The organism is Leisingera sp. F5, assembly GCF_001593695.1.
On sequence record NZ_LUKH01000035.1, the window covers coordinates 1 to 21,627 of the forward strand.

Annotated in this window: 22 protein-coding genes, 1 tRNA gene and 1 riboswitch; of the genes, 14 read left to right on the forward strand and 9 right to left on the reverse strand. The window is 64.4% G+C overall.

What is annotated here, in order from left to right; translation table 11 throughout:
- From A2I95_RS19640 to thiC, 8 genes are all read right to left on the reverse strand, one after another.
- Positions 1–788 (reverse strand): amidase (locus A2I95_RS19640; protein ID WP_291732409.1); only part of this gene is annotated, 788 nt, incomplete at its 3' end.
- A gap of 131 nt (positions 789–919) precedes the next feature.
- Positions 920–1,624: a hydroxymethylpyrimidine/phosphomethylpyrimidine kinase gene (locus A2I95_RS19645; protein WP_291732411.1), complete on the reverse strand. Its 705-nt coding sequence runs from the start codon at positions 1,622–1,624 to the stop codon at positions 920–922.
- Positions 1,621–2,589 (reverse strand): ThiF family adenylyltransferase, encoded by a 969-nt coding sequence (locus A2I95_RS19650; protein WP_291732412.1) that lies wholly within the window; start codon positions 2,587–2,589, stop codon positions 1,621–1,623. Before A2I95_RS19650 ends, A2I95_RS19645 begins: the two co-directional genes overlap by 4 nt.
- Positions 2,586–3,191 carry a thiamine phosphate synthase gene (locus A2I95_RS19655; protein ID WP_291732413.1) on the reverse strand — a complete coding sequence of 202 codons (606 nt, stop codon included), beginning with the start codon at positions 3,189–3,191 and terminating at the stop codon, positions 2,586–2,588. The genes A2I95_RS19650 and A2I95_RS19655 overlap by 4 nt, the downstream gene beginning before the upstream one ends.
- Entirely contained in the window at positions 3,191–3,958 is a 768-nt protein-coding gene (locus tag A2I95_RS19660; protein ID WP_291732415.1) for a thiazole synthase, read from the reverse strand. The genes A2I95_RS19655 and A2I95_RS19660 overlap by 1 nt, the downstream gene beginning before the upstream one ends.
- A 1-nt stretch (position 3,959) precedes the next feature.
- Positions 3,960–4,157 (reverse strand): sulfur carrier protein ThiS, encoded by a 198-nt coding sequence (gene thiS, locus A2I95_RS19665; RefSeq protein WP_291732418.1) that lies wholly within the window; start codon positions 4,155–4,157, stop codon positions 3,960–3,962.
- Positions 4,126–5,094 carry an FAD-dependent oxidoreductase gene (locus tag A2I95_RS19670; protein ID WP_291732420.1) on the reverse strand — a complete coding sequence of 323 codons (969 nt, stop codon included), beginning with the start codon at positions 5,092–5,094 and terminating at the stop codon, positions 4,126–4,128. Before A2I95_RS19670 ends, thiS begins: the two co-directional genes overlap by 32 nt.
- Positions 5,091–6,899: a phosphomethylpyrimidine synthase ThiC gene (thiC, locus tag A2I95_RS19675; RefSeq protein ID WP_291732422.1), complete on the reverse strand. Its 1,809-nt coding sequence runs from the start codon at positions 6,897–6,899 to the stop codon at positions 5,091–5,093. The genes A2I95_RS19670 and thiC overlap by 4 nt, the downstream gene beginning before the upstream one ends.
- 124 nt (positions 6,900–7,023) lie before the next feature.
- Positions 7,024–7,152, reverse strand: a riboswitch (TPP riboswitch).
- Between the two features lie 214 nt (positions 7,153–7,366).
- On the opposite strand from thiC, the gene bioB reads away from it, so the two are divergent.
- The 12 genes from bioB to A2I95_RS19735 all read left to right on the forward strand — a co-directional run bounded on the left by bioB (position 7,367) and on the right by A2I95_RS19735 (position 19,803).
- Positions 7,367–8,344, forward strand: a complete 978-nt coding sequence (bioB, locus tag A2I95_RS19680; protein WP_291732425.1) for a biotin synthase BioB — start codon at positions 7,367–7,369, stop codon at positions 8,342–8,344.
- Positions 8,344–9,483 (forward strand): 8-amino-7-oxononanoate synthase, encoded by a 1,140-nt coding sequence (locus A2I95_RS19685; RefSeq protein WP_291732427.1) that lies wholly within the window; start codon positions 8,344–8,346, stop codon positions 9,481–9,483. The genes bioB and A2I95_RS19685 overlap by 1 nt, the downstream gene beginning before the upstream one ends.
- Complete coding sequence (bioD, locus tag A2I95_RS19690; RefSeq protein ID WP_291732429.1) at positions 9,480–10,121, forward strand: dethiobiotin synthase; 642 nt, start codon at positions 9,480–9,482, stop codon at positions 10,119–10,121. Before A2I95_RS19685 ends, bioD begins: the two co-directional genes overlap by 4 nt.
- The gene (gene bioA / locus A2I95_RS19695) at positions 10,118–11,416 is read left to right on the forward strand and encodes an adenosylmethionine--8-amino-7-oxononanoate transaminase (RefSeq protein WP_291732431.1); all 1,299 of its coding nucleotides are present in this window, start codon (positions 10,118–10,120) and stop codon (positions 11,414–11,416) included. Before bioD ends, bioA begins: the two co-directional genes overlap by 4 nt.
- A 3-nt stretch (positions 11,417–11,419) precedes the next feature.
- Positions 11,420–12,037: a pimeloyl-ACP methyl esterase BioG family protein gene (locus A2I95_RS19700; protein WP_291732433.1), complete on the forward strand. Its 618-nt coding sequence runs from the start codon at positions 11,420–11,422 to the stop codon at positions 12,035–12,037.
- Positions 12,034–12,825: a malonyl-ACP O-methyltransferase BioC gene (gene bioC, locus A2I95_RS19705; RefSeq protein WP_291732436.1), complete on the forward strand. Its 792-nt coding sequence runs from the start codon at positions 12,034–12,036 to the stop codon at positions 12,823–12,825. Before A2I95_RS19700 ends, bioC begins: the two co-directional genes overlap by 4 nt.
- A gap of 183 nt (positions 12,826–13,008) precedes the next feature.
- Positions 13,009–13,977 carry an ABC transporter substrate-binding protein gene (locus A2I95_RS19710; RefSeq protein WP_291732438.1) on the forward strand — a complete coding sequence of 323 codons (969 nt, stop codon included), beginning with the start codon at positions 13,009–13,011 and terminating at the stop codon, positions 13,975–13,977.
- A gap of 394 nt (positions 13,978–14,371) precedes the next feature.
- Positions 14,372–15,337 carry an ABC transporter substrate-binding protein gene (locus A2I95_RS19715; RefSeq protein ID WP_291732440.1) on the forward strand — a complete coding sequence of 322 codons (966 nt, stop codon included), beginning with the start codon at positions 14,372–14,374 and terminating at the stop codon, positions 15,335–15,337.
- Between the two features lie 10 nt (positions 15,338–15,347).
- Positions 15,348–16,400 (forward strand): glycine betaine/L-proline ABC transporter ATP-binding protein, encoded by a 1,053-nt coding sequence (locus A2I95_RS19720; RefSeq protein WP_291732442.1) that lies wholly within the window; start codon positions 15,348–15,350, stop codon positions 16,398–16,400.
- A complete protein-coding gene (locus A2I95_RS19725) occupies positions 16,400–18,436 on the forward strand; it encodes a proline/glycine betaine ABC transporter permease (RefSeq protein ID WP_291732444.1) in 2,037 nt (678 codons plus the stop codon). Before A2I95_RS19720 ends, A2I95_RS19725 begins: the two co-directional genes overlap by 1 nt.
- Positions 18,437–18,559: 123 nt before the next feature.
- On the forward strand, positions 18,560–19,222 hold the full coding sequence (locus A2I95_RS19730; RefSeq protein ID WP_291732446.1) for an NnrU family protein: 663 nt from the start codon (positions 18,560–18,562) through the stop codon (positions 19,220–19,222).
- A gap of 62 nt (positions 19,223–19,284) precedes the next feature.
- Positions 19,285–19,803 (forward strand): DUF2478 domain-containing protein, encoded by a 519-nt coding sequence (locus A2I95_RS19735; protein ID WP_291732449.1) that lies wholly within the window; start codon positions 19,285–19,287, stop codon positions 19,801–19,803.
- A 132-nt stretch (positions 19,804–19,935) separates the two neighbouring features.
- Here A2I95_RS19735 and A2I95_RS19740 read toward each other — a convergent pair.
- Positions 19,936–20,019, reverse strand: a tRNA-Tyr gene (locus tag A2I95_RS19740).
- Between the two features lie 120 nt (positions 20,020–20,139).
- On the opposite strand from A2I95_RS19740, the gene rlmB reads away from it, so the two are divergent.
- Positions 20,140–20,916 carry a 23S rRNA (guanosine(2251)-2'-O)-methyltransferase RlmB gene (gene rlmB / locus A2I95_RS19745; protein WP_291732451.1) on the forward strand — a complete coding sequence of 259 codons (777 nt, stop codon included), beginning with the start codon at positions 20,140–20,142 and terminating at the stop codon, positions 20,914–20,916.
- Between the two features lie 100 nt (positions 20,917–21,016).
- On the forward strand, positions 21,017–21,478 hold the full coding sequence (locus A2I95_RS19750) for a YHS domain-containing (seleno)protein (RefSeq protein ID WP_291732454.1): 462 nt from the start codon (positions 21,017–21,019) through the stop codon (positions 21,476–21,478).
- Positions 21,479–21,627: the final 149 nt, after the last annotated feature.

Consider the following 21,627-nt stretch of genomic DNA (forward strand, 5'->3'; position numbering starts at 1 on the left):
ACCCTGCCTGCGCTGCGGGGCGGCGCCTCTTCCAGGCTGGCAAGCCGCGGCATGTCCTGCCAGAAGCCCAGCGGCTGGCGGGGGGTGTTGCCCTGCATGGCTTCCAGCATCAGCACCAGATCGCGCAGGGTCCGGGCCATCGGACCGGGCACTGACAGCCCGTCGAACGGCGCCGGGTTCGGGTCATAGGGGATAAGGCCCGGGGTCGGCCGGTACCCCACGACACCGCACCAGGCTGCGGGCGTGCGGGTGCTGCCGCCCAGATCCGAGCCATCCGCAAGCGCCACCATATGCGCCGCCAGCGCTGCCGCGGCGCCGCCCGAGCTGCCGGCCACTGTTTTTTCCGGGTTCAGCGGGTTGCGGGTGGTGCCGGCCACAAGATTGCTGGTCTGGCCGGAGAAGGTGAACTCAGGCGTGTTGCTTTTGCCGGTGATCACGGCACCCGCCGCGCGCAGACGGGCCACATGCAGGGCGTCAAAATCCGGGACATGGGCTTCAAAGCTCCGGGACCCCCAAGTGGTGCGCAAGCCCTTGGTTTCAAAGCAATCCTTGATGGCAACCGGCAGACCGTGCAGCGGTCCGGCAAAGGCGCCCGAGGCCGCCATCGCATCCAGTTCCGCGGCCCGCGCCTCTGCCGCATCCCAGTCCAGGGTGACAAAGGCATTGACGGTGCTTTCCCGCGCTTCGGTCTGCGTCTTATGCGCCGCCAGAACGTCGCGGGCACTCAGATCACGCGCCCGCAGCTTGGCGGTCATGTCCTCGGCGGAAAGGGCGGTGATGTCTGTCATGCGGCAGGTCTTCCGGTGCTGGTTGAAAAGGGGCGCTGCCGTCAAACTAAAAACCGGTGCCGGGCGGGACCCTTCTGAAACCGGCCTCAAAAGCGTCTGCCAGCGACCTGGAAGGCTTCTGCGGGCAGGCCTCAGCGGGCAAGCCAGCGGTGGACTGCATCCTTGCCCAGGCGGCAGGCCTCCTGCAGGTTCTCTCCTTTGGCCAGGTGGCAGGCGATAGCGGTGGCCAGGCTGCACCCTGTTCCGCGTTTGGAGCCGGGCAGCCGTTGTGCGGCCAAGGAGAGGACGGCGCCATCGCCGGTGCAGAGCACATCAATGCTCTGCGCGCCTGTGCCATGGCCGCCTTTGACCAGCACCGCTTGACACCCCTGCGCCACAAGGACTGCTGCCTGCGTCTCAATACTGCCGGTTGAGCCGGAAAGCACTTCCAGCTCCGCCAGGTTCGGTGTGACTAAGATCGCCCGCTTCAGCAATGCGCCAAAGCCGTCTGCCGCCATCAGCCTGCCGCCGGAGGTTGCTTTAAGAACCGGATCCAGCACGATAGGCATCTCTCTGGGCAGGGCCGCGTCAACTGCGCTGGCCACTGCGGCAGACCCTAGCATTCCGATCTTGGCTGCGGCCGGTGCAGGCACCGCGGTCAAAGCAGCCTTCGCCTGGTCTGCAACGGCTTGCGGCGTGCTGGGGTGAATGGCCAGGACTGCGGCATCGGTCTGTACAGTCACAGCTGTCACCACTGGGCGCACCACCGCGCCAAGCCCGGCTGCCATGGCCGTATCGCGGGTGAGGCCGGCGCCGCCGCTGCTGTCGGTTCCGCCGATCGCCAGGATGGCGGTCATGCGGGGTCTCCGGCGGCCAGCAGGGCGAGGTCGCCATAGCCCGCAGCCTTCAGATCCGAAGCTGCGCCCCAGGCGCGCAGGCCGGTCCGGCAGCACAGCACAATCCGCCCCTTGCGCGGCAGTTCCGCCGCCAGCAGATCGGCGCGGGCGATCCGGCGGGCCTGGGGCGCGGGCAATCCGGGCGCCTCAGCGGCATCGCGCAGTTCGATCACGGTATCATCCGCAGTGATATGCGCGGCGGAGGTAAAGGGCAGGGCGTCCTCCGGTTCTGCTGCCTCATCAAAGCGGAAGCTGCTGATCTGGAGGTCCCCTAGCCGGAAAACAAACAACTGTCCCCGCGGGGACGGCTGGTGATCGAGCAGGGACTTCAGGGCCAGTTGTGCCTGCAGCGCACCGATCATGCCGACGGCCGGCCCCATGACACCCGCGGTTGCACAGGTCGCCGCCTGTGCGGGCAAATCCGGGAACACCGCGCGCAGGGACGGTCCGCCGCCGCAAAAGCCCCCGGCATAACCCGATTGCCCCAGCGCCGAGGCCGAGATCAGCATCTTGCCCTGCCGCCGGCATTCATCCGAGAGGATATAGGACACCGCAAAACTGTCCGCCGCATCCACAACCAGATCAGCTGCTGCCACCATCCCCGCAGCATTGGCCGCATCCAGAGGCGCAATCCGCGCTGTCACCTGCAGCGCCGGGTGGGCCGCCAGCAGGTGCCGACGGGCGGCCTCTGCCTTGGGCTGGCCAAGGTCCCCCATAGTATAAAGAACCTGCCGGTGCAGGTTGCTCTCCTCCACCACGTCTCCATCCATCAGGGTGATGCACCCCACGCCTGCACCGCCGAGATACTGCAGCACCGGACAGCCGAGACCCCCGGCACCCACCACCAGAATATGCGCCCGGGAGAGCCGTTCCTGGCCCTCGGCACCAACCTCCGGCAGGATCATCTGGCGGGTGTAACGGCTCATGCGGCCTCCTTGACCCGGCAGGCCTCCGCCCATTCGCGGGTGCGCGCCTCGGGGTCTTCTGCCAGCTGGATGTCGGTCACCACTGCGGCGCTGTCCGCACCCGCAGCAAACACTCCGGGCAGCCGTTCCGGCGTCAGCCCGCCAATCGCGACCAGAGGAGTCGCACCCGCCATCTGCTTCCAGCGCGTCACCCGCTCCAGCCCCTGCGGGTCCCACTTCATCTTTTTCAACAATGTCGGATACACCGGCCCCAAGGCCACATAGGCAGGCCCGAACGACAGGGCGCGCTCCAGTTCGCTCTCGTCATGGGTGGACAGGCCAAAGCGCAGGCCTTTGCGGCGCAGCGCGGCAAAATCGGCCCTGTCCATGTCTTCCTGGCCCAGGTGAACAAAGTTGCAGTTCAGATCCAGCGCGGCCTGCCAATAGTCATTGACCACCAGCTGCGCGTCGTGAACCGCGCAGAAATCGCGGGCGCGGGCGATCTGGCGCCGCACCTCGGCTTCCGGTTCGTCCTTGAGGCGCAGCTGCACAAGTTTGGCCCCATGCGGCACCAGCAGCTCCAGCCGGCCGACGTGGCCCGTGATCAGGTAGAAACGTTCCATTATGCAAACTCCGCCAGTCCCAGAACGGGGGTTGAAGGTACCGCCATGTCGCGCCGCTCCATCGGATCGGCGGCAAAGCCCGCGCGTCCGGCCTCAATGGCCAATGTCATTGCCCGTGCCATGCCCGCAGGATCACCCGCCTTGGCCACTGCGGTGTTCAGCAGCACCGCATCCATGCCCAGTTCCATCGCCTGTGCCGCATCCGAGGGCCGCCCGATGCCGGCATCCACGATCAGCGGCACCTGCGGGAAATGCGCCCGCATCGCACGCAAGGCATCCGGGTTGCGCAATCCCTGGCCCGAGCCGATCGGCGCGCCCCAGGGCATCAGCACTTCGCAGCCCGCCTCCAGCAGCCGCTCGCCGACCACCAGATCGTCGGTGGTGTAGGGAAAGACCTGAAAGCCCTCGTCCGACAGAATCCGCGCCGCCTCAACCAGCCCGAACACATCCGGCTGCAGCGTGTCGGAATGGCCGATCACCTCCAGCTTGATCCAGGGCGTGTCAAACAGCTCCCGTGCCATATGGGCGGTGGTCACGGCTTCCTGCACCGAGTGGCAGCCGGCAGTATTGGGCAGGATCCGGCAACCGGTTTCGCGCAAAATCTCCCAAAAGCCGGCTCCGGAGCCGTCAGCGGTTTCGCGGCGCAAGCTGACGGTGATGATTCCGGTGCCGCTGGATTTCACCGCCTCTGCCAGAACCGCGGGCGAGGGGTATTGCGCGGTGCCCAGCAGCAGCCGCGAGGTGATTTCTGTTCCATAAAACTGCATTTCAGCCTCCCTGCATCGGGGCAAGCACTTCCAGGTGGTCGCCCTCAGTGAGTTGCACCTGTTCCCGGTTGCTGCGGGCCACAAATGTGCCGTTCAGCGCGGTGGCGACAGAGGAGCAGGCAAAGCCAAGTTCCTGCAGGGCGGTTTTCAGGTCGGTTGCGGATAGGTCATGCGGTTTGGCGTTCACGATGATTTTCATCTGTCGTCTCCGGTAGCAGTTGGTCCGCGGCCCGCTGCGCCATTGCGGGCGCCAGCAAAAAGCCGTGGCGGTAAAGCCCGTTGAGAAAAAGCGTGCCGTCCTGTTCGGTCAGCCGCGGCAGGTTGTCGGGAAAGGCGGGGCGCAGTCCTGCGCCGGTTTCCGCCACGCTGGCCTCGGCAAAGGCGGGGTGCAGAGTGTAGGCGGCGTTCAGCAGTTCGCTGAGCGAGCGCAGGGTGACAGGACGGTCCGAGCTGCTTTCGATCATGGTGCCGCCGATCATGAAATGCCCGTCGCCGCGGGGAACAAGGTACAGCGGCATCCGCGGGTGCAGCAGGCGCAGGGTGCGGCGGATCTGCACCTCAGGGCAATGCAGAATGGCCATCTCGCCGCGCACGGGACGCAAACCCGGCAGCGGTGCCGCCATGCCGGTGCAGTCCAGCGTGACGCCGGCCGGGGCAGGGGAGCCGTATCGGATCTCCACTCCCATCTCCTGTACCTTGGCACTCAGATCCCGCAGGGCGCGGCGCGGGTCCAGATGCGCCTCCTGCTCAAAGAACAGGCCTTGCGCAAACCGCCCGGCCACCGCCGGTTCCAGAACTGCAATCTCCGCCCCGTTCACCTGCCGGTGGGTGGTGGTGCGGCGGGCAAACCGGGTGAGTTCTGCACGGTCGCGGGCGGGCGCCACCACCAGCGTGCCGCGCCTGTGGACCGGTGTGACCCTGGCCCACCAGGTGAAGGCGCGGCTGCCGAGGGTGATCACCTCTGCTTCGGCGCTTTCCCTCTCGCACCAGGGGGCCAGCATGCCGCCCGCAAAGCGCGCGACGCTGCTGTCCCCGGAGGTTTCCCCCCGTTCATAGACCGTGACCCTGGCCCCGCGCTGCGCCAGTTCATAGGCGCAGGCGAGGCCGGCCAGGCCCGCGCCTGCAATGGTGATCATTCTGCCGGTTCCGCAGCCTCGGCTGCAGGCACATACAGCTCACCGCCTTCGCGGAACTTGGCGGCCATTGCCTCCATGCCCTCCTTCTGTGCTTCGGCGCGGATGTCGTGGCTGATCCGCATCGAGCAGAATTTCGGCCCGCACATGGAGCAGAAATGGGCCACCTTATGGGCCTGTTTCGGCAGGGTCTGGTCGTGGAATTCGCGCGCGGTATCCGGGTCCAGCGACAGGTTGAACTGATCCTCCCAGCGGAACTCGAACCGCGCGCGGCTCAGCGCGTCGTCGCGGCGCTGGGCGCCCGGCAGGCCCTTGGCGAGGTCGGCGGCATGGGCGGCGATCTTGTAGGTGATCACCCCCACCTTGACGTCGTCGCGGTCCGGCAGGCCCAGATGCTCCTTGGGCGTCACGTAGCAGAGCATCGCGCAGCCGAACCAGCCGATCATCGCCGCACCAATGCCGCTGGTGATGTGGTCATAGCCCGGCGCGATATCCGTGGTCAGCGGCCCAAGCGTATAGAACGGCGCCTCGTGGCAGCACTCCAGCTGCTTGTCCATGTTCTCCTTGATCTTGTGCATGGCGACATGGCCTGGCCCTTCGATCATCACCTGGCAGTCCTTGGCCCAGGCGATTTTGGTCAGTTCGCCCAGGGTTTCCAGCTCGGCAAACTGCGCCTCGTCATTGGCGTCGGCAATCGAACCCGGGCGCAATCCATCGCCCAGCGAGAAGGAGACATCATACTGGCGGCAGATGTCGCAGATTTCCTCGAAGTGCTCATAGAGGAACGACTCCTTGTGGTGATGCAGGCACCACTTGGCCATGATCGAGCCGCCGCGCGAGACGATCCCCGTGACCCGCTCAACCGTCATCGGCACCATATGCAGGCGCACGCCCGCGTGGATGGTGAAGTAATCGACGCCCTGTTCGGCCTGTTCGATCAGCGTGTCGCGGAATACCTCCCAGGTCAGGTCCTCGGCGATGCCGTTCACCTTTTCCAGCGCCTGATACATCGGCACGGTGCCGATGGGCACGGGGCTGTTGCGGATGATCCATTCGCGGGTGTTGTGGATGTTGCGCCCCGTCGACAGGTCCATCACCGTGTCCGCGCCCCAGCGGATCGACCAGACCAGCTTGTCGACCTCTTCCTCCATCGAGGAAGTCACCGCAGAGGTGCCCATGTTGGCGTTGATCTTCACCAGGAAATTGCGGCCGATGATCATCGGTTCGATCTCGGGGTGGTTGATGTTGGCGGGGATGATGGCGCGGCCGGCAGCGATTTCATCGCGGACAAATTCCGGCGTCACGTAATCGGGGATATTGGCACCGAAATCATTGCCGTCGCGGTGGCAGGGCGACAGTTCACGCAGCTGGTTTTCGCGGATGGCGATGAATTCCATCTCCGGCGTCACGATGCCGGCGCGGGCATAGGCCAGCTGGGTCACCGCCTTACCGTCCTTGGCCCGCAGCGGCGCGGGTTTTACCGGGAATTCAGGCGTCAGCCGCTCGCCCGCGACAAAGCCGTTGTCCGCGGGTGTCACATCACGGCCCTGGTATTCTTCGACATCGCCGCGCGCCTCGATCCACTGGCGGCGCAGCTGCGGCAGGCCCTGGCGGATGTCGGTCAGCACGTCTGGGTCGGTATAGGGGCCAGAGCTGTCATAGACCGGCAGCGGCGCTTCGCCCGCCGTGGGGTGGGTGGCGATTTCGCGCATTGGCACGCGGATGTCCGGGTGGACCTCGCCTGCGACATAGATCTTGCGCGACGCGGGCAACGCACCTGTGGTGATCTTGGGGTTGGGGACGTTCATTTTGGTGCTCCTCAAAGCCAATAACTCAGAAAAGACACCAGATGAGTTTTGGCTGGGAAACCGGCAGGCAAGCGGCCTGCTGTACCGGAATGCGCCCGTTTCAAACGGCTGTCCCCGCGGGGACAAAAGGCGCGTCCTAGCTTCCTACGCCAGTATCAACTGGGTCAGGTTCAAAGGGTCGCGCCGCCGGTCCGGGTTGCCCCGCACCATGACGCCTCTCAGTCCCTTGGGCGGGACTCCCCTGCGTGCCTATAGGGCTAGGGGAGGCATGGGGTTCGCGTCAACCGAAAACTTTGTAGATTATTTTTATCTTTTAATGGCAGTCTCTTGGCTGGAATTCGCTGCCGGTTTTGGGGTAAATCGCTGCAGCGCAGCTTTGGTGCTTGATCGCAGGTGGAAAAATTATCTATAAAATCCCGAACCGCCATCCGCGCATGGCCAACTGGTACACGAGAACAGGAGACAGCATGCTGGACGCTGCACCCATCCGCACCGACTGGACCCGCGAAGAAGCGGAAGCGATTTACAACAAGCCTTTCATGGACTTGCTGTTTCAGGCGCATACAGTTCACCGGCAGTATTTCGACCCCAACCAGGTGCAGAAGTCCAAACTGCTCAGCATCAAGACCGGCGGCTGCGCCGAGGATTGCGCCTATTGCTCGCAGTCGGCGCGCAACGGCGCGCAACTGTCGGCCTCCAAGCTGATCGAAGTGCAGCGGGTGATTGCCGAGGCCAAGAAAGCCAAGGACGGCGGCGCGACGCGCTATTGCATGGGCGCCGCCTGGCGCTCGCCCAAGGATCGCGACATGGCAGCGCTTGAGGCGATGGTGCAGGGCGTCAAAGACCTGGGCATGGAGACCTGCATGACCCTGGGCATGCTGGAAGAAGACCAGGTGTTCCGCCTGCGCGACGCGGGTCTGGATTATTACAACCACAATATCGACACCTCCGAGCGCTATTATTCGGAGATCATCACCACCCGCACCTTTGCCGACCGCATCGACACCCTGAACAAGGTGCGCGAGGCAGGCATCAAGGTCTGCTCCGGCGGCATCGTCGGCATGGGTGAAAAGCAGCTCGACCGTATCGACATGATGCTGGCGCTGGCAACGCTGGAGGTGCACCCCGACTCGGTGCCCGTGAACATGCTGATCCCGATTGCCGACACGCCGCTGGCCAATGTCGAGAAGCTGGACCCGATCGAATTTGTCCGCTCGGTGGCGCTGGCCCGGATCCTGATGCCGAAATCGCATGTGCGCCTGTCCGCAGGCCGCACCGATATGTCGGACGAGATGCAGGCGATGTGCTTCTTTGCCGGTGCCAACTCGATCTTTGTGGGTGACACGCTGCTGACCGCGGACAACCCGGAAGAGGACAAGGACCAGCAGCTGTTCGACCGTCTGGGCATCACCGCTATGGCGGTGGGATGTGACGGCAGCCGCTGATGGCGGGTGCCTTTCCCAGGCATGAGAAATCGCTGGAAGCGCTGCGCAATCGCGGGCGCTACCGGCAGCTGATGCCGCGGAAGGGGCATGACTTTGCCTCTAACGATTACCTCGGGCTGGCGGGCAGTGATGTGCTGCGCGCTGCCGCTGCCGATGCACTGGCGCGCGGCGTTCCGGTGGGGGCGGGCGCCGCGCGCCTGCTGCGCGGCAATGATGCAGAGCATCAGTTGCTGGAAGCCGAGGCAGCGGAGTTCTTCGGCACTGAGGCTGCGCTGTTCATGGGCGGCGGTTTCAACGCCAACCAGGCGATTTTCTCGACCCTGCCGCAGCAGGGCGATCTGGTGCTTTATGATGCGCTGATCCACGCCAGCACCCATGACGGGATGCGGCTGGGCCGTGCCGAAAGCCGCAGCTTTGCGCACGGCGATGCCAGCGACGCAGCGCAGGTATTGAAGGACTGGCGCACTGAGGGCGGCGAAGGCCAGGTCTGGATTGCGGTCGAGGCGGTTTATTCGATGGATGGCGATCTCGCCCCGCTGGATGCGCTGATGGCGCTGGCCAATGCCGAGGGTGCTGTGCTGGTGGTGGATGAGGCGCATTCCACGGGTGTGTTCGGCGATCTGGGCCGCGGGCTGGCGCATGAAATTGCGCACCGCCCGAATGTCCTGAGCCTGCACACCTGCGGCAAGGCTTTGGGTGCTTCCGGCGCTCTGATCTGCGGTCAGCGGGTGCTGATCGAGACGCTGATCAACAAGGCGCGCGGGTTTATCTTTGCGACCGCTCCGTCGCCGCTGAACGCTGCATTGGTGCGGGCGGCCTTGCAGGAGCTGCAGCAGAACCCGGGCCGCCGCGAACAGGCGTGGCGCGGGATCACTCATGCGCAAGATGAGGCGAAACGCCTGTGCGGGCTGGAGGGGTTCCAGAGCCAGATCCTGCCGGTGGTGATCGGCGATGACAAACGCACCATGGCGCTGGCCGAGCGGATGCAGGCCCGCGGCTATGACATCCGCGGCATCCGCCCGCCGACGGTGCCGCGCGGCACCTCGCGGCTGCGGCTGTCGATCACGCTGAACACAGGAGCGGAGGTCATCACCGCGATGTTCGAAGACCTCGCCCGGGAACTGGAGATTGCGGCATGAGCGCGCTGATCGTGACCGGAACCGATACCGGCATTGGCAAGACCATCTTTTCGGCCGGCCTGGTGCAGGCGCTGGGCGCCACCTATTGGAAGCCGGTGCAGTCGGGGCTGGAGGAGGAGACCGACAGTCAGACCGTGGCGCGCCTTTCCGGCCAGCCCGCGCTGCCCGAGGGCTATCTGCTGCAACTGCCCGCCTCGCCGCATCTGTCGGCAGAGGCCGAAGGCGTGGAGATCGACCCGGACGCGCTGCCTCTGCCAGAGGTGGACGGCGTTCTGGTCGCCGAAGGGGCGGGCGGGCTGATGGTGCCGCTGAACCGCGAGGTACTGTATCTCGATCTCTTCGCGCGCTGGGGCGCGCCGGTGATCCTTTGCGCCCGGACCCAGCTGGGGACGATTAACCACACGCTCTTGTCGCTGAAAGCCTTGCGGGATGTGGGCTGTGCGGTGGTGGGCGTTGCTTTCATTGGTGATGCGGAGCCGGAGGTGGAGGAAACCATCTGCCAGTTCGGCCAGGTGGCGCACTTGGGCCGCCTGCCGGTGCTGGCTGAACTGAGCTCTGACGCCCTGGCCGTGGCCTTTCAGGCCGGCATCCGGGTGGACCTGATCAAGGAAGCGCTGGCCCAAGGAGAAGCGGCATGAGTGCATCAGGCCTTACCCAGCTGGAATTCGACCAGCAGCACCTTTGGCACCCTTACACCAATGTCGCCAAGCCCGGCCCGACCTTTGTGGTGAAGGAAAGCGAAGGCGTGCATATCACGCTGGACGACGGCACAAGGCTGATCGACGCCATGTCGTCCTGGTGGTGCATGATGCATGGGCATAAAAACCCGGCGATCACCAAGGCAATCCACGACCAGCTCGACACCTTGCCGCATGTGATGTTCGGCGGGCTGACCCATGATCCGGCCATCAATCTGGGCCGCAAGCTGCTGGAGATCACCCCCGAAAGCCTGACGCGTATCTTCTACTGCGATTCGGGCTCGGTCTCGGTCGAGGTGGCGATGAAGATGGCGGTGCAGTACCAGCACGCAATTGGCCAGCCGGGGCGCAAGGAATTCGCCACCATCCGCTCCGGCTATCACGGCGATACCTGGAAAGCGATGAGCGTCTGCGACCCGGACACTGGTATGCACCACCTGTTTCAGGGCGCGCTGAGCGTGCAGCATTTCGTCTCCCGCCCGCCCATCCGTATCCATGAGGAGTGGACCGACGACCCGGCCCGGAACGGTCTGGGTGAACTGCGCAGCGTGCTGGAGGCCGGGCAGGACAAGATCGCCGCCTTCATCCTGGAGCCCGTCGTGCAGGGCACTGGTGGCATGTATTTCTATCACCCGGAATATCTGAACCGGGCCCGCGCCCTTTGCGATGAACTGGGTATCCTGCTGATCTTCGACGAGATCGCGACCGGTTTCGGCCGCACCGGGGAGATGTTTGCCACCGGTTTCTGCGGGGTGGAGCCGGACATCATCTGTCTTGGCAAGGGGCTGACCGGCGGTCATATTTCCTTTGCCTGCACGATGACCAATGACCGTGTGGCCGAGGGTGTCGGCGGCGGCAATCCCGGTATCTTCATGCACGGGCCGACCTATATGGCCAACCCGCTGGCCTGTGCCGCAGCCAAGGCCTCGCTGGACCTGCTGACCGGGCAGGACTGGCGCGGCACGGTTGCGGCGATTGCCGAACAGATGGCGGTCGAGCTGGCCCCGGCGCGCGACCTTCCCAATGTGGCCGATGTGCGGGTGCTGGGCGCGATCGGCGTCATCGAGATGAAACATGCGGTATCCGCAGACGAGGCGCACGCCCGCGCGCACGGGATGGGCGTCTTCCTGCGCCCCTTTGGTAAGAACATCTATACCATGCCGCCGTTCATCACGTCCCCGGATCAGCTGAGCGCGATCACAGCAGGTATGCTGCGGCTGGCGCGGGAGCTGTAAGTCATGGAGTTCCGCTGGCTCAAACAGGACAATGCAGCCGAGGCCATCGTGGTCTTTGGCGGCTGGGCTGTGGGGCCGGAGGTGTTCTGGCATCTGGATGGTCCGCAAGACATCCTGTTTGCCAGCGATTACACCGATCTGGACGCAGAGCTGCCGGACCTGTCGGAATACGGGCGTGTCAGCCTGCTGGCCTGGTCCTTTGGCGTCGCGGCTTATGCCCATTGGCAGCAGGGGCGGCCCGATCTGTTCCAGCGCAAGGCGGCGGTGAACGGCAGCCTGCAGCCGGTGAACCGGGGCGCAGGCATCCCGCCAGCGGTTTTCCGCAGGACAATGGAAACGCTGAGCCTGGAAAGCTACCAAGGGTTTCTGGCCCGTGTGTTCGGCGCTGCGCAAGAGGCACAAGCACTGGATGTGCCCGCGCGGCGGGCCGAGCTGCTGGCGGTGGAGCAGCGCGGTGACGCGCCGCAGATGCGGTTTGACCGGATCTGGATCAGCTCCGGCGACAAGATCTTTCCACCCGCCAATCTGGCTCGGGCTTGGGCGGGGCAGAACGTGACACAGATCGAAGCGCCGCACGCCCCCTTTGGCCAGTTCTCGCAGTGGGAGGGGCTGTTTCAGTGAAAGATGTGCTGCCGCCTCAGCTGGATCAGACCCGCGTGCGCCAAAGCTTCCGCCGCGGGCTGGACAGTTATCACGGCACCGCGTCTGTGCAGGCGGATATTGCGGCGCAGCTTGCCGGGCTGCTGCAGGCGCAGGGCGCGCCCCGCCGGTTCGGGGCTGTATTGGAGTTCGGCTGCGGCACCGGTCATCTGACCCGGCACTTGCTGCAACGGTTCTCGGCCGGCAGCCTGCTGCTGAATGACCTGGTGCCGGAGGCGGCGCAGGTGCTGCAGGCACTGGGCGGCGCAGCCCCGGCGCAGTCCCGGTTTGAGGCCGGCCCGATCGAGACCCTGCCGCTGCCGCAGCAACTGGACCTGATCGCCTCGGCCTCGACCGTGCAATGGGTTTGCGATCTGCCCGCGCTGATGGCCCGGCTGGCGGCGCGGTTGAAACCCGGCGGCTGGCTGGCGCTGTCGGGCTTTGGCCGGGGCCAGTTCCGCGAGCTGGCGGCGCTCGGCTCGGCCGCGGCGGCGCCCAGCTATTTGGATGCCGGGGAGTGGCCGTCCGTGCTGCCGCAAGGCCTGGAGATTCTGGCCATCGAACAGCGCCCTGCCGTGCTGGAGTTCGATACCGCGCTGGAGCTGCTGAAACACCTGCGCCGGACCGGTGTCAACGGCCACGCCCAGCAAAGCTGGAGCCGCAGGCGGCTGCAGGAATTTGAAGACGCCTACCGGCAGCGTTTCGGCGGTGGCGGCAAGCTGCCGCTGACCTATGATCCGGTGCTGCTGGTGGCGCGCAAGACCGGCTGACCGGTTAGGGCGGCTGGTGTGCGCATTCCGCGCTTGAGGCAAGTTTTAGGTTTTTTCCCCGCCATAAGACCGCCGCTTCCAGCGGTGCGTTAATCTTTGTCAACTCCCGCCTGCTATGCCGGAACCAGAGCCGTGCCCGGGGGTGCGGAACGTGGAAATACTGGCAGTACGGGAGTGACGCCAATGAAATTCAAAGCGTTTGCCGCCGCTTTGGCGGCGCTGGCGGTTTCGGGGGCCGCCGAAGCCGCTGACATGGGGGACACCGGAACGCCAATCCGGCTATCTCTGAACAACTGGACCGGTCAGCAACTGTCGACCTATATCGCAGGGGGCCTGTTGGAAGAGGCCGGATATACGGTTGAGTACGTCGAGGCGGACCAAAGCGCCCTGTACGAGGAGATCGCAACCGGCGATGTGCACGCGATGGTCGAGGTTTGGACCAGCAGCGACCCGACGGAATACTTTGATCTCGTGGAGGCGGGCCGTTTGGAAAACCTAGGCGACATGGGGCTGGACGCGCGCAACGGGGTGGTCTTCCCGCCCTATGTGGCGCAGATGTGCCCTGGCCTGCCCAATTGGGAGGCGCTGCGCGACTGCGCAGGCATCTTCTCCGAGGATGGAAAAGGCAAACGCGGAATCTATCTGGCCTATCCGGATTCCTGGGGATCGCCTGGGGCCGACCGGATACTGGCACTGGAGCTGCCGTTTGATGTGGTCGCTGCCGAATCCGAGGCAGCGATGATTGAAGCCTTCCAGACCGCCTACCGAGAGAAGCGTCCGGTGATCTCTACCTTCTGGGCGCCGCATTGGGCCATGTCGTCTTATGCGCTGCAATTTGTGCGCCTGCCCAAGCCGGAACCGGCCTGCTACACCGATCCTTCCTGGGGGCCGAACCCCAAGGCCACCGGCGATTGCGATTTTGCCCGCGGCGGGGTGGTGAAGGCGAGCTGGCCCGGCCTTAAGGACCGCTGGCCCGCGGCCCATGAGATCCTGAAGAACTATCAGCTGAGCATTTGGGACCAGCAGCCGCTGATCGGGCTGGTGGATGTCCGGGGCGAGACCCCGCAGGGCGCCGCCCGCGGCTGGCTGGCGGTGAACCGGGCCAAATGGATGCCCGTTGTCGAGGAAGCCACCGGCAAGGGCCGGTCCTGACCCGCAAGGTCCGGATTTCGGTTTCAGCGCTCCCGCCCCAGGCGGGGGCGCTGCCGTTGTTTTCGGGGAATTCCTTGAAGCCGGGTCCCCGGCCGCGGTATGCCGGTTGCAAGCGTTTGCGGGGCGGGGCAGGGTGATTCCGGAACTTGTCCAGGTGCACAGAAACTTGAACCGTCAATCAAAATATTTCGCAGTTTGTGCCGCAATCGCTCGACAAACTGTCGTAATATGTTCCAATACTTGCATTATCCCCGGCCACACTTGGACCATGGCCGCCTGCTGACAAGAATAAGACCAGCCGCAAGGCCAGGCAGACGCCATGAACCGCCGGGTTCCAAAAGACGCGCCAAGCCGGACAATCGGCGGCGCAAGACCAATGACAGGGAGTAGAACAATGAACTTCAAAGGATATGCGCTGGCGCTGGGCGCCGCATCGATGACGGTTGCTGCGGGCTTTGCTTCGGCGGCGGACCTCGGTGATACCAGCAAGCCGATCAAGCTGGCTGTGAACGAATGGACCGGCCAGCATGTTACCACCCATATCGCCGCAGAGATGCTGAAGGCCGCGGGCTATGAGGTGGAATTTGTCTCGGCCGGCATGATGAACCAGTTCCAGGCGATTGCCGATGGCGACATTCACGCGACGCTGGAGATCTGGTCGTCGAACGTGTCGGATGAATACGCCAAGAAGATCGAAGAGGGCACTGTTGTCGAACTCGGCGATTTGGAGCTGAACGCGCGCGAAGGAATCGCCTATCCGGCCCATGTGGCTGAGCTTTGCCCTGGCCTGCCGGCCTGGGAGGCGCTGAAAGACTGCGCGATGCAGTTCGCCACCGCAGAAACCCTGCCCAATGGCCGCCTGGTGGATTACCCCGCCGACTGGGGTACGCCGGGTGCCGACCGCATGACCGGGCTGGACCTGCCGTTCAAGGCCGTGCCTGCGGGCTCCGAAGCCGCCTTGATCGTCGAGCTGCGCGCCGCGACCGAGCGCAAGACGCCGCTCTTGGTCACCTTCTGGCAGCCGCATTGGGCAATGTCGGCCTATGATGTGAAGTTCGTCGATCTGCCGCCGGGCGATGATGCTTGCTTCTCCGATCCGGCCTGGGGCCCGAACCCGAATGCGGTGAACGATTGCGATTTCTCGCCCTCGCGCATCTTCAAGGCGGCCTGGTCCGGCACTGCAGAAACCTGGCCCGCGGCCTATGAAATCCTGTCGAACTACACTCTCGCTGTGGAAGACCAGCAGCCGATGATGGGCGCGATCGACGTGGACGGCGGTAAGGTCGAAGAGGTGGTCGCCGCCTGGATGGCCGAAAACGAGGGCAAATGGCGCCCGGTTGTCGACGCCGCCATTAAGTGAGCCGCGCCCAGTGAGTGGCTCTGAAACGCCTGCCATCACCTGCCAGAACGTCTGGCAGGTGTTTGGCAATGACGCAGACAGCGCCTTGAAAAAGGTGCTGGCAAACCATCCCTCGCCGCATGACGCCGCCGGAGAGCTGCGCCGTATGGGGCTGATCCCTGCGGTGCAGAACGCGTCCTTTCAGGTGCAGGAAGGGGAGCTGTTTGTGATCATGGGGCTGTCTGGTTCGGGCAAGTCCACCCTGATCCGCTGCATCTCGCATTTGCTGCACGCAACCGGCGGTGAAATCCGCATCGACGGCGAAAACATTGTTGAGGCCAGCCCCAAACGGCTGATCGAACTGCGCCGCAAGAAGCTGGGCATGGTGTTTCAGCACTTCGGCCTGTTTCCGCATATGACGGTGGCCGAAAACGTCGCCTACCCCTTGCGGGTGCAGGGGGTGCAGAAAAAGCAACGGCAGGCCAAGGCAGAAGAGGTGATCGATCTGGTCGGCCTGCGCGGCCGCGAAAACCACTATCCGCGCGAACTGTCCGGCGGCCAGCGCCAGCGCGTCGGCATCGCCCGCTCATTGGTGGCGGATTGTTCGGTCTGGTTCCTGGATGAGCCGTTCTCGGCGCTGGACCCGCTGATCCGGCGCCAGCTGCAGGATGAGTTCCTGGAGATCCAGGCCAAGCTGAAAACCACCATCGTCTTCATCACCCATGACATCAACGAGGCGCTGAAGCTGGCTGACCGTATTGCCATCATGCGGGACGGCAGGATTGTGCAGATCGGCACGCCCGCCGACATCGTGCTGCGCCCGGTGGATGATTACGTGCGCGAGTTCTCCAAGGATGTGGCCAAGGGTCGGCACGCCCGTGTGGCCTCGGTGATGGAAACCGGCGCGGGGCTGGCGTATGGCGCCGATGACCCAGGCCTGCGCCAGGATATGACGCTGGATGCCGCGCTGGCACGCTGCATGGAGCTGTACGAGCCGGTGCCGGTGCGCTCGCCCGAGGGCAACGTAGTGGGAGTAGTGAACCCGGCAGACCTGGCAGCGGCGCTGCAGGTGGAGCAGGGGTAATGGCAGTTCTGACAAAAGGAGCTGTGGCGGCGCTGATCGCGGCGGCGGTTGGGGCGCTGTGCCTGCTGCTGGAAGGCAGCCTGCCGTGGCTGGTCAAATTCCCTGCCGCCTGGGTGCTGCCAGCAACCGATTGGGCGGGTGCCGCGATGGAGTGGCTGCTGGCGCTGATCAAACCCGCTGCGCGCAGTTTCTCGGCGCTGATGTTCTATCCGATGGAGGCCGCCAATTATGTGCTGAGCAGCACGCCCTGGCCGCTGGTCATCTGCGCCACGACGGCGCTGGCCTGGATCCTGGGCGGGCTGCGGATGGCGCTGATGGCCCTTGCCGGCCTGGGGTTTGTGCTGGCGTCGGGCTATTGGCCCGAAAGCATGAACACGCTGGCGCTGGTTGCTGTTTCAGTGCCGCTGGCGCTGATCATCGGCGGCGGCATCGGCATCCTGGCCAATGAATACCCGCGCGTCCGAAAACCGGTGCAGGCATTGCTGGACATCATGCAAACGGTGCCGACCTTTGCCTATCTTACCCCCTTGCTGGTGCTGTTCGGCTTTGGCCCGGTGGTCGGCCTCATAGCCTCTGCCATCTATGCCGCGCCGCCAATGGCGCGCAATGTGCTGCTCGGGCTGGAGCGGGTGGAGCCGGAGATCAAGGAAGCCGCTATCATGGCCGGCGGCACCCGGCTGCAGCAGTTGTTTCAATGCGAAATCCCTTCGGCCGGGCAGCAGATCATGGTGGGGGTGAACCAATGCCTGATGGCGGCGCTGTCGATGGTGATTATCGCGGCTGTCATTGGCGGTTTCGACGACATCGGCTGGGAAGTCCTGCTGACCATGCGCAAGGCGCAGTTCGGCCAAAGCCTGCTGGCGGGTCTGGTGATTGTGATTTTTGCCATCCTGATCGACCGGATGAGCGGCACCCTGACCCAGGACCGGCGCGAAAAACACGATCCGCGCATCGCCTGGGGCATCCTGGCCGTGGGCGCCGCAGCCAGCGCCGTGTTTTGGGGTCACATTCAGCAGCCCGGCGCTTATGCCCTGTTCAACCCCGTGGCGGATAGCGTGGACAGGGGGCTGTCGGCCTTTACAACTGCCAATGCAGACCTGCTGACGGCGTTCAAAAACAACGTGCTGTTTTATGTGCTGCTGCCGCTGCGGATCGGGCTGGATCAGGCAGTGCTGCCCTTCACCTGGGGGTTTTCCTGGACCCCGGTGATGAGCCTGGGACTGTTTGCAGCGGGTGCCGCTGCCGGCGTGATCTTTGCGTTACGCGGCCAGCTGGCGCTGGGCCTGATGCTGCTGATTGCCGCCGGCATGCTGGAAACGGGTATTTCGCAACTGCCCTGGCCTTTTGTGCTGATCGGCGCTGGCGCGCTGGCCTGGGTTGCCGGCGGGCGCGGACTGGCCATCATGACGGTTGTTCTGCTGGGCACCATTCTGGTCTCCGGCCTGTGGGAGCGGGCGCTGCTGTCGTTGTATCTGTCGGGTGCTGCGGTCTTTGCCTGTGCCGTTATGGGCGGGGCGATCGGCCTTGTCTCGGCGGTGTCGCCGAGCGTGTGGCGGGTGGTGCACCCGATCTGCGACATGCTGCAGACGATCCCGCTGTTTGTCTTCCTGATCCCGGTGCTGATGGTGTTCCAGATCGGCGAGTTCTCGGCCTTCCTGGCGATCATCGCCTATGCCATCGTGCCGATGATCCGCTACACAAGGCACGGTCTGGTATCGACACCGGAGGAGATGATCGAAGCCGCAACGGCCTCCGGCGCGACCAAGTGGCAGATGCTCAAGGATATCCGCGCGCCTTATGCGGCGCCGTCGATCCTGCTGGGGTTGAACCAGACCATTCTCTATGCCTTTGCGATGCTGGTGATTGCGGCGCTGATCGGCACCACCGGCCTGGGCCAGTCGATCTATCTGGCGCTGGGGCAGGCGGATGTGGGGCTGGGTATCTCTGCTGGCGCGGCAATGGCGATCCTTGCCTTGATCGCCGACCGCATGGTGCAGGGCTTTGCCGAGGAGCGGCGCAAGGCGCTGGGCTTGTAGCCATCCGTAAATCCCGGAAGAAGGGCGCCCCAGCGGCGCCCTTTTTTGATCTGGGGCAACGTCTTATACTGCTCGTCCGCGTATAGCTGCACAACTGACTGATCTAAAGCAGGAGAGACCTCGATGGGCTGGCTTGAATTCACCGCGGCGCTGGCGCTGTTTCTGCTGAGCCACGCGATACCGGTGCGCCCGCCGGTGCGGCCCTGGCTGGTGAACCGTCTTGGCCGGCGCGGCTATATCACCGCCTACAGCCTGCTGTCGCTGGCTATTCTGGCTTGGCTGGTCGTGGCGGCTGCCCGGGCGCCCTATGTCGGCGTGCTGCCCTATTGGGGCGTCTTCCGCTGGGCGCCGTTTTTGCTGATGCCGCTGGCCTGCCTGCTGGCGGTGGCGGGGATGATGCGGCAAAACCCGTTCAGTTTTGGCGGGCTGGGGTTGCGGGCCTTTGATCCGGCGGATCCCGGCATTCTGGCGGTCAGCCGCCACCCGCTGCTGGCGGCGATGGCGCTGTGGGCCGGGGCGCATCTACTGGCCAATGGCGATCTGGCGCATGTGATCCTGTTCGGCCTGTTTGCAGGTTTTGCCTGGGCCGGCATGGCGATCATAGACAAACGCAAGCAGAACCAGATGGGGCAGGGCGAATGGACGCGCCTCAGCCGCAATACTGCGCGGCTGAACCTGGCTTGCCTGCGCCCCTCTGCAGCTGAAGCCGGGCTGGCTGGCGCGGTGTTCCTGGTCCTGCTGATCCTGCACGCCCCGGTCATCGGCTACCACCCGTTGCCGTGGTAGGGGTTGACCCGGCCCGCCGCATGACCACCTATGAACTGAGACGAGACTGGAGAGAACAACCGATGCACCTGGCATATGTGATGACCCAAGAACGCGGTGCCACCGACCGCCTGCTGAGTGAGCTGGCTGAGAAATTGCAGGCCAAGGGCATCCGCCTGGCAGGCATCGCGCAGACCAATGTCGAATGCTACGACAAGGAGCTGTGCGACATGGATGTGCGGGTGCTGCCTGACGGCGAAACCATCCGGATTTCGCAATCCCTGGGCGCAGGCGCCCGCGGGTGCCGCCTCAACCCGGAGGCGCTGGAACAGGCGGTCGGCCAGGTCTCTGCCACACTGCAATCGGACCCGGCGCCGCAACTGATGATCGTCAACAAATTCGGCAAGCACGAGGCCGACGGGCGCGGTATGCGGCCGGTCATCGGCGAAGCGCTGGCCCTTGGCATTCCGGTGATTTCCGGCGTCAACAAGATGAATGTGGAGCCGTTCCAGGCCTTTGCCGACGGCATGGCCGTGGAGGCGGGGCCGGATCTTGAGGCCCTGGTCGCCTGGGCGGAACAGGCCGTTGCCGAAACCGCCTGACTGGCGCATTCCCATTTCAAATCAAACGGAAAGCCCGCGAACTTCACGCGGGCTTTTTGCTGTGCCTGGCAGCGCACGGCGGGTCCTGCCTGCAGCTGAACCACCATCGTCCGGTCTGAAAAAGAGAGAAGATGGTGGGCGACCCTGGAATCGAACCAGGCGTGCGTCTCCGCGAGGGAGTTACAGTCCCCTGCCACACCTTGCGGCCTGTCGCCCACTGTCAGGTGAGTGTTGCACCTGACGTGGAGGCGTGATTACTAGCAGGCCAAACGGGCGTCAACAGGAAAATCGCAAGTTTTTCAAAGCGCCTGGAAAATCTTTCTGCCGGAGAGCAAAATGACCAAGAAACCCAAATGGGTCGTCGCAAAAGAACAGTCCAAAAAAGCCGCCTCGGCAGAAACCGTATGGCTGTTCGGGCTGCATGCGGTGCGCGATGCGCTGATGAATCCCCAGCGTGAAAAACTGCGCCTGATGGTGACCATGAACGCCGAAGTGAAACTGGCGGACGCCATCGCAGCTTCGGGTGTCGAGGCCGAGGTGATCGACCCGCGCAAGTTCAATCCGCCGATTGACGCGCAGTCGGTGCATCAGGGCGCCGCACTGGAAGTGAAGCCCTTGAACTGGGGCGGACTGGCCGACAACTGCATTGGCCGCGAGGCCCCGCGTGTCCTGCTGCTGGACCGGGTGACGGATCCGCATAACGTCGGCGCCATCCTGCGCTCGGCCGAGGTGCTGGGCGCCAGTGCGGTGATCGGCACCCGCCACCATTCGGCACCGGAAACCGGCGCGCTGGCCAAGACCGCCAGCGGCGCGCTGGAACGCCAGCCCTATCTGCGGATGCGCAACCTGGCCGACACTATCGCCGAGCTGCAGAACATGGGTTTCATCGTGCTGGGTCTGGACGGCGAAGCGGAGGACACCATCGAGACCGCGCTGGACGGCAAAAAGCACCTGCCGGTGGCGCTGGTGCTGGGCGCCGAGGGGCCGGGGCTGCGTCAAAAAACCAAAGAAACCGTCGACGGGCTGGTCAAAATTGACGCTGCGGGCGGTTTTGGTTCGCTCAATGTCTCCAATGCGGCGGCTATCGCGCTTTATGCCTCTACCGCCCGGTAGGGCTGCGGCACCGGCCGTCACGGGCTGATCACATCTGCGTATGCTGTCTTTGCAAGGGCAGTGCGGTGCGGCAGAGTCGGAAGTCTGTTGCAAGAATTGAATGGGGTGCAATGTGGCCTTGCGTCTGGTCCTGATGGCTGTTGCGGTGATCTTTCTGTCCCTGCCGGGCGCGGCGCGGGCGGATGCATCTGTGTTCTCCGCGCGTGCAGGGGTCGCCATCGGAGGTTATGACGCCGTCGCGTTTTTCGAACATGGCGCGGCCGAACCCGGACGGCGCGGCCATGCGGTGATGTGGAAAGGCGTTGTCTGGCGGTTCGCCTCGGCCCGCAATCAGGCGCAGTTCGAGGCCAACCCGCGGGCCTATGCGCCGGCCTTTGGCGGCTACTGCGCCTATGCGATGTCGCAGGGACGGCTTCATGATGGAAACCCGCAGATTTGGGCCATCGTTGATGGTGAACTGTTTCTTCTGAACAACCGCAATGTCCACCATCTGTGGCAGGCGGACACCGTGCAGTTGATTGCGGATGGCCGCGCGCATTGGCCAGCGGTATTGAGGAAATAGCCTGTCACCTCACGATTGCGAGAGGTCCTCTTTTATTTTCCAGACTGTGGCCCATATTCAATAGAGACTGCGGAGTGGAACCACCGCAGATCTTTTTCACTGTCCCTCGTTCCATACCTAGCGCCCGGTTCGTCCGGGCGCTTTTTTGT

What these genes read in the sequence shown, in the direction of transcription:
- A2I95_RS19645 (WP_291732411.1), bottom strand. Translation starts at nt 1,624, where the DNA reads ATGACCGCCATCCTGGCGATCGGCGGAACCGACAGCAGCGGCGGCGCC.
- A2I95_RS19650 (WP_291732412.1), bottom strand. Translation starts at nt 2,589, where the DNA reads ATGAGCCGTTACACCCGCCAGATGATCCTGCCGGAGGTTGGTGCCGAG.
- A2I95_RS19655 (WP_291732413.1), bottom strand. Translation starts at nt 3,191, where the DNA reads ATGGAACGTTTCTACCTGATCACGGGCCACGTCGGCCGGCTGGAGCTG.
- A2I95_RS19660 (WP_291732415.1), bottom strand. Translation starts at nt 3,958, where the DNA reads ATGCAGTTTTATGGAACAGAAATCACCTCGCGGCTGCTGCTGGGCACC.
- thiS (WP_291732418.1), bottom strand. Translation starts at nt 4,157, where the DNA reads ATGAAAATCATCGTGAACGCCAAACCGCATGACCTATCCGCAACCGAC.
- A2I95_RS19670 (WP_291732420.1), bottom strand. Translation starts at nt 5,094, where the DNA reads ATGATCACCATTGCAGGCGCGGGCCTGGCCGGCCTCGCCTGCGCCTAT.
- thiC (WP_291732422.1), bottom strand. Translation starts at nt 6,899, where the DNA reads ATGAACGTCCCCAACCCCAAGATCACCACAGGTGCGTTGCCCGCGTCG.
- bioB (WP_291732425.1), top strand. Translation starts at nt 7,367, where the DNA reads ATGCTGGACGCTGCACCCATCCGCACCGACTGGACCCGCGAAGAAGCG.
- A2I95_RS19685 (WP_291732427.1), top strand. Translation starts at nt 8,344, where the DNA reads ATGGCGGGTGCCTTTCCCAGGCATGAGAAATCGCTGGAAGCGCTGCGC.
- bioD (WP_291732429.1), top strand. Translation starts at nt 9,480, where the DNA reads ATGAGCGCGCTGATCGTGACCGGAACCGATACCGGCATTGGCAAGACC.
- bioA (WP_291732431.1), top strand. Translation starts at nt 10,118, where the DNA reads ATGAGTGCATCAGGCCTTACCCAGCTGGAATTCGACCAGCAGCACCTT.
- A2I95_RS19700 (WP_291732433.1), top strand. Translation starts at nt 11,420, where the DNA reads ATGGAGTTCCGCTGGCTCAAACAGGACAATGCAGCCGAGGCCATCGTG.
- A2I95_RS19710 (WP_291732438.1), top strand. Translation starts at nt 13,009, where the DNA reads ATGAAATTCAAAGCGTTTGCCGCCGCTTTGGCGGCGCTGGCGGTTTCG.
- A2I95_RS19715 (WP_291732440.1), top strand. Translation starts at nt 14,372, where the DNA reads ATGAACTTCAAAGGATATGCGCTGGCGCTGGGCGCCGCATCGATGACG.
- A2I95_RS19725 (WP_291732444.1), top strand. Translation starts at nt 16,400, where the DNA reads ATGGCAGTTCTGACAAAAGGAGCTGTGGCGGCGCTGATCGCGGCGGCG.
- A2I95_RS19730 (WP_291732446.1), top strand. Translation starts at nt 18,560, where the DNA reads ATGGGCTGGCTTGAATTCACCGCGGCGCTGGCGCTGTTTCTGCTGAGC.
- A2I95_RS19735 (WP_291732449.1), top strand. Translation starts at nt 19,285, where the DNA reads ATGCACCTGGCATATGTGATGACCCAAGAACGCGGTGCCACCGACCGC.
- rlmB (WP_291732451.1), top strand. Translation starts at nt 20,140, where the DNA reads ATGACCAAGAAACCCAAATGGGTCGTCGCAAAAGAACAGTCCAAAAAA.
- A2I95_RS19750 (WP_291732454.1), top strand. Translation starts at nt 21,017, where the DNA reads ATGGGGTGCAATGTGGCCTTGCGTCTGGTCCTGATGGCTGTTGCGGTG.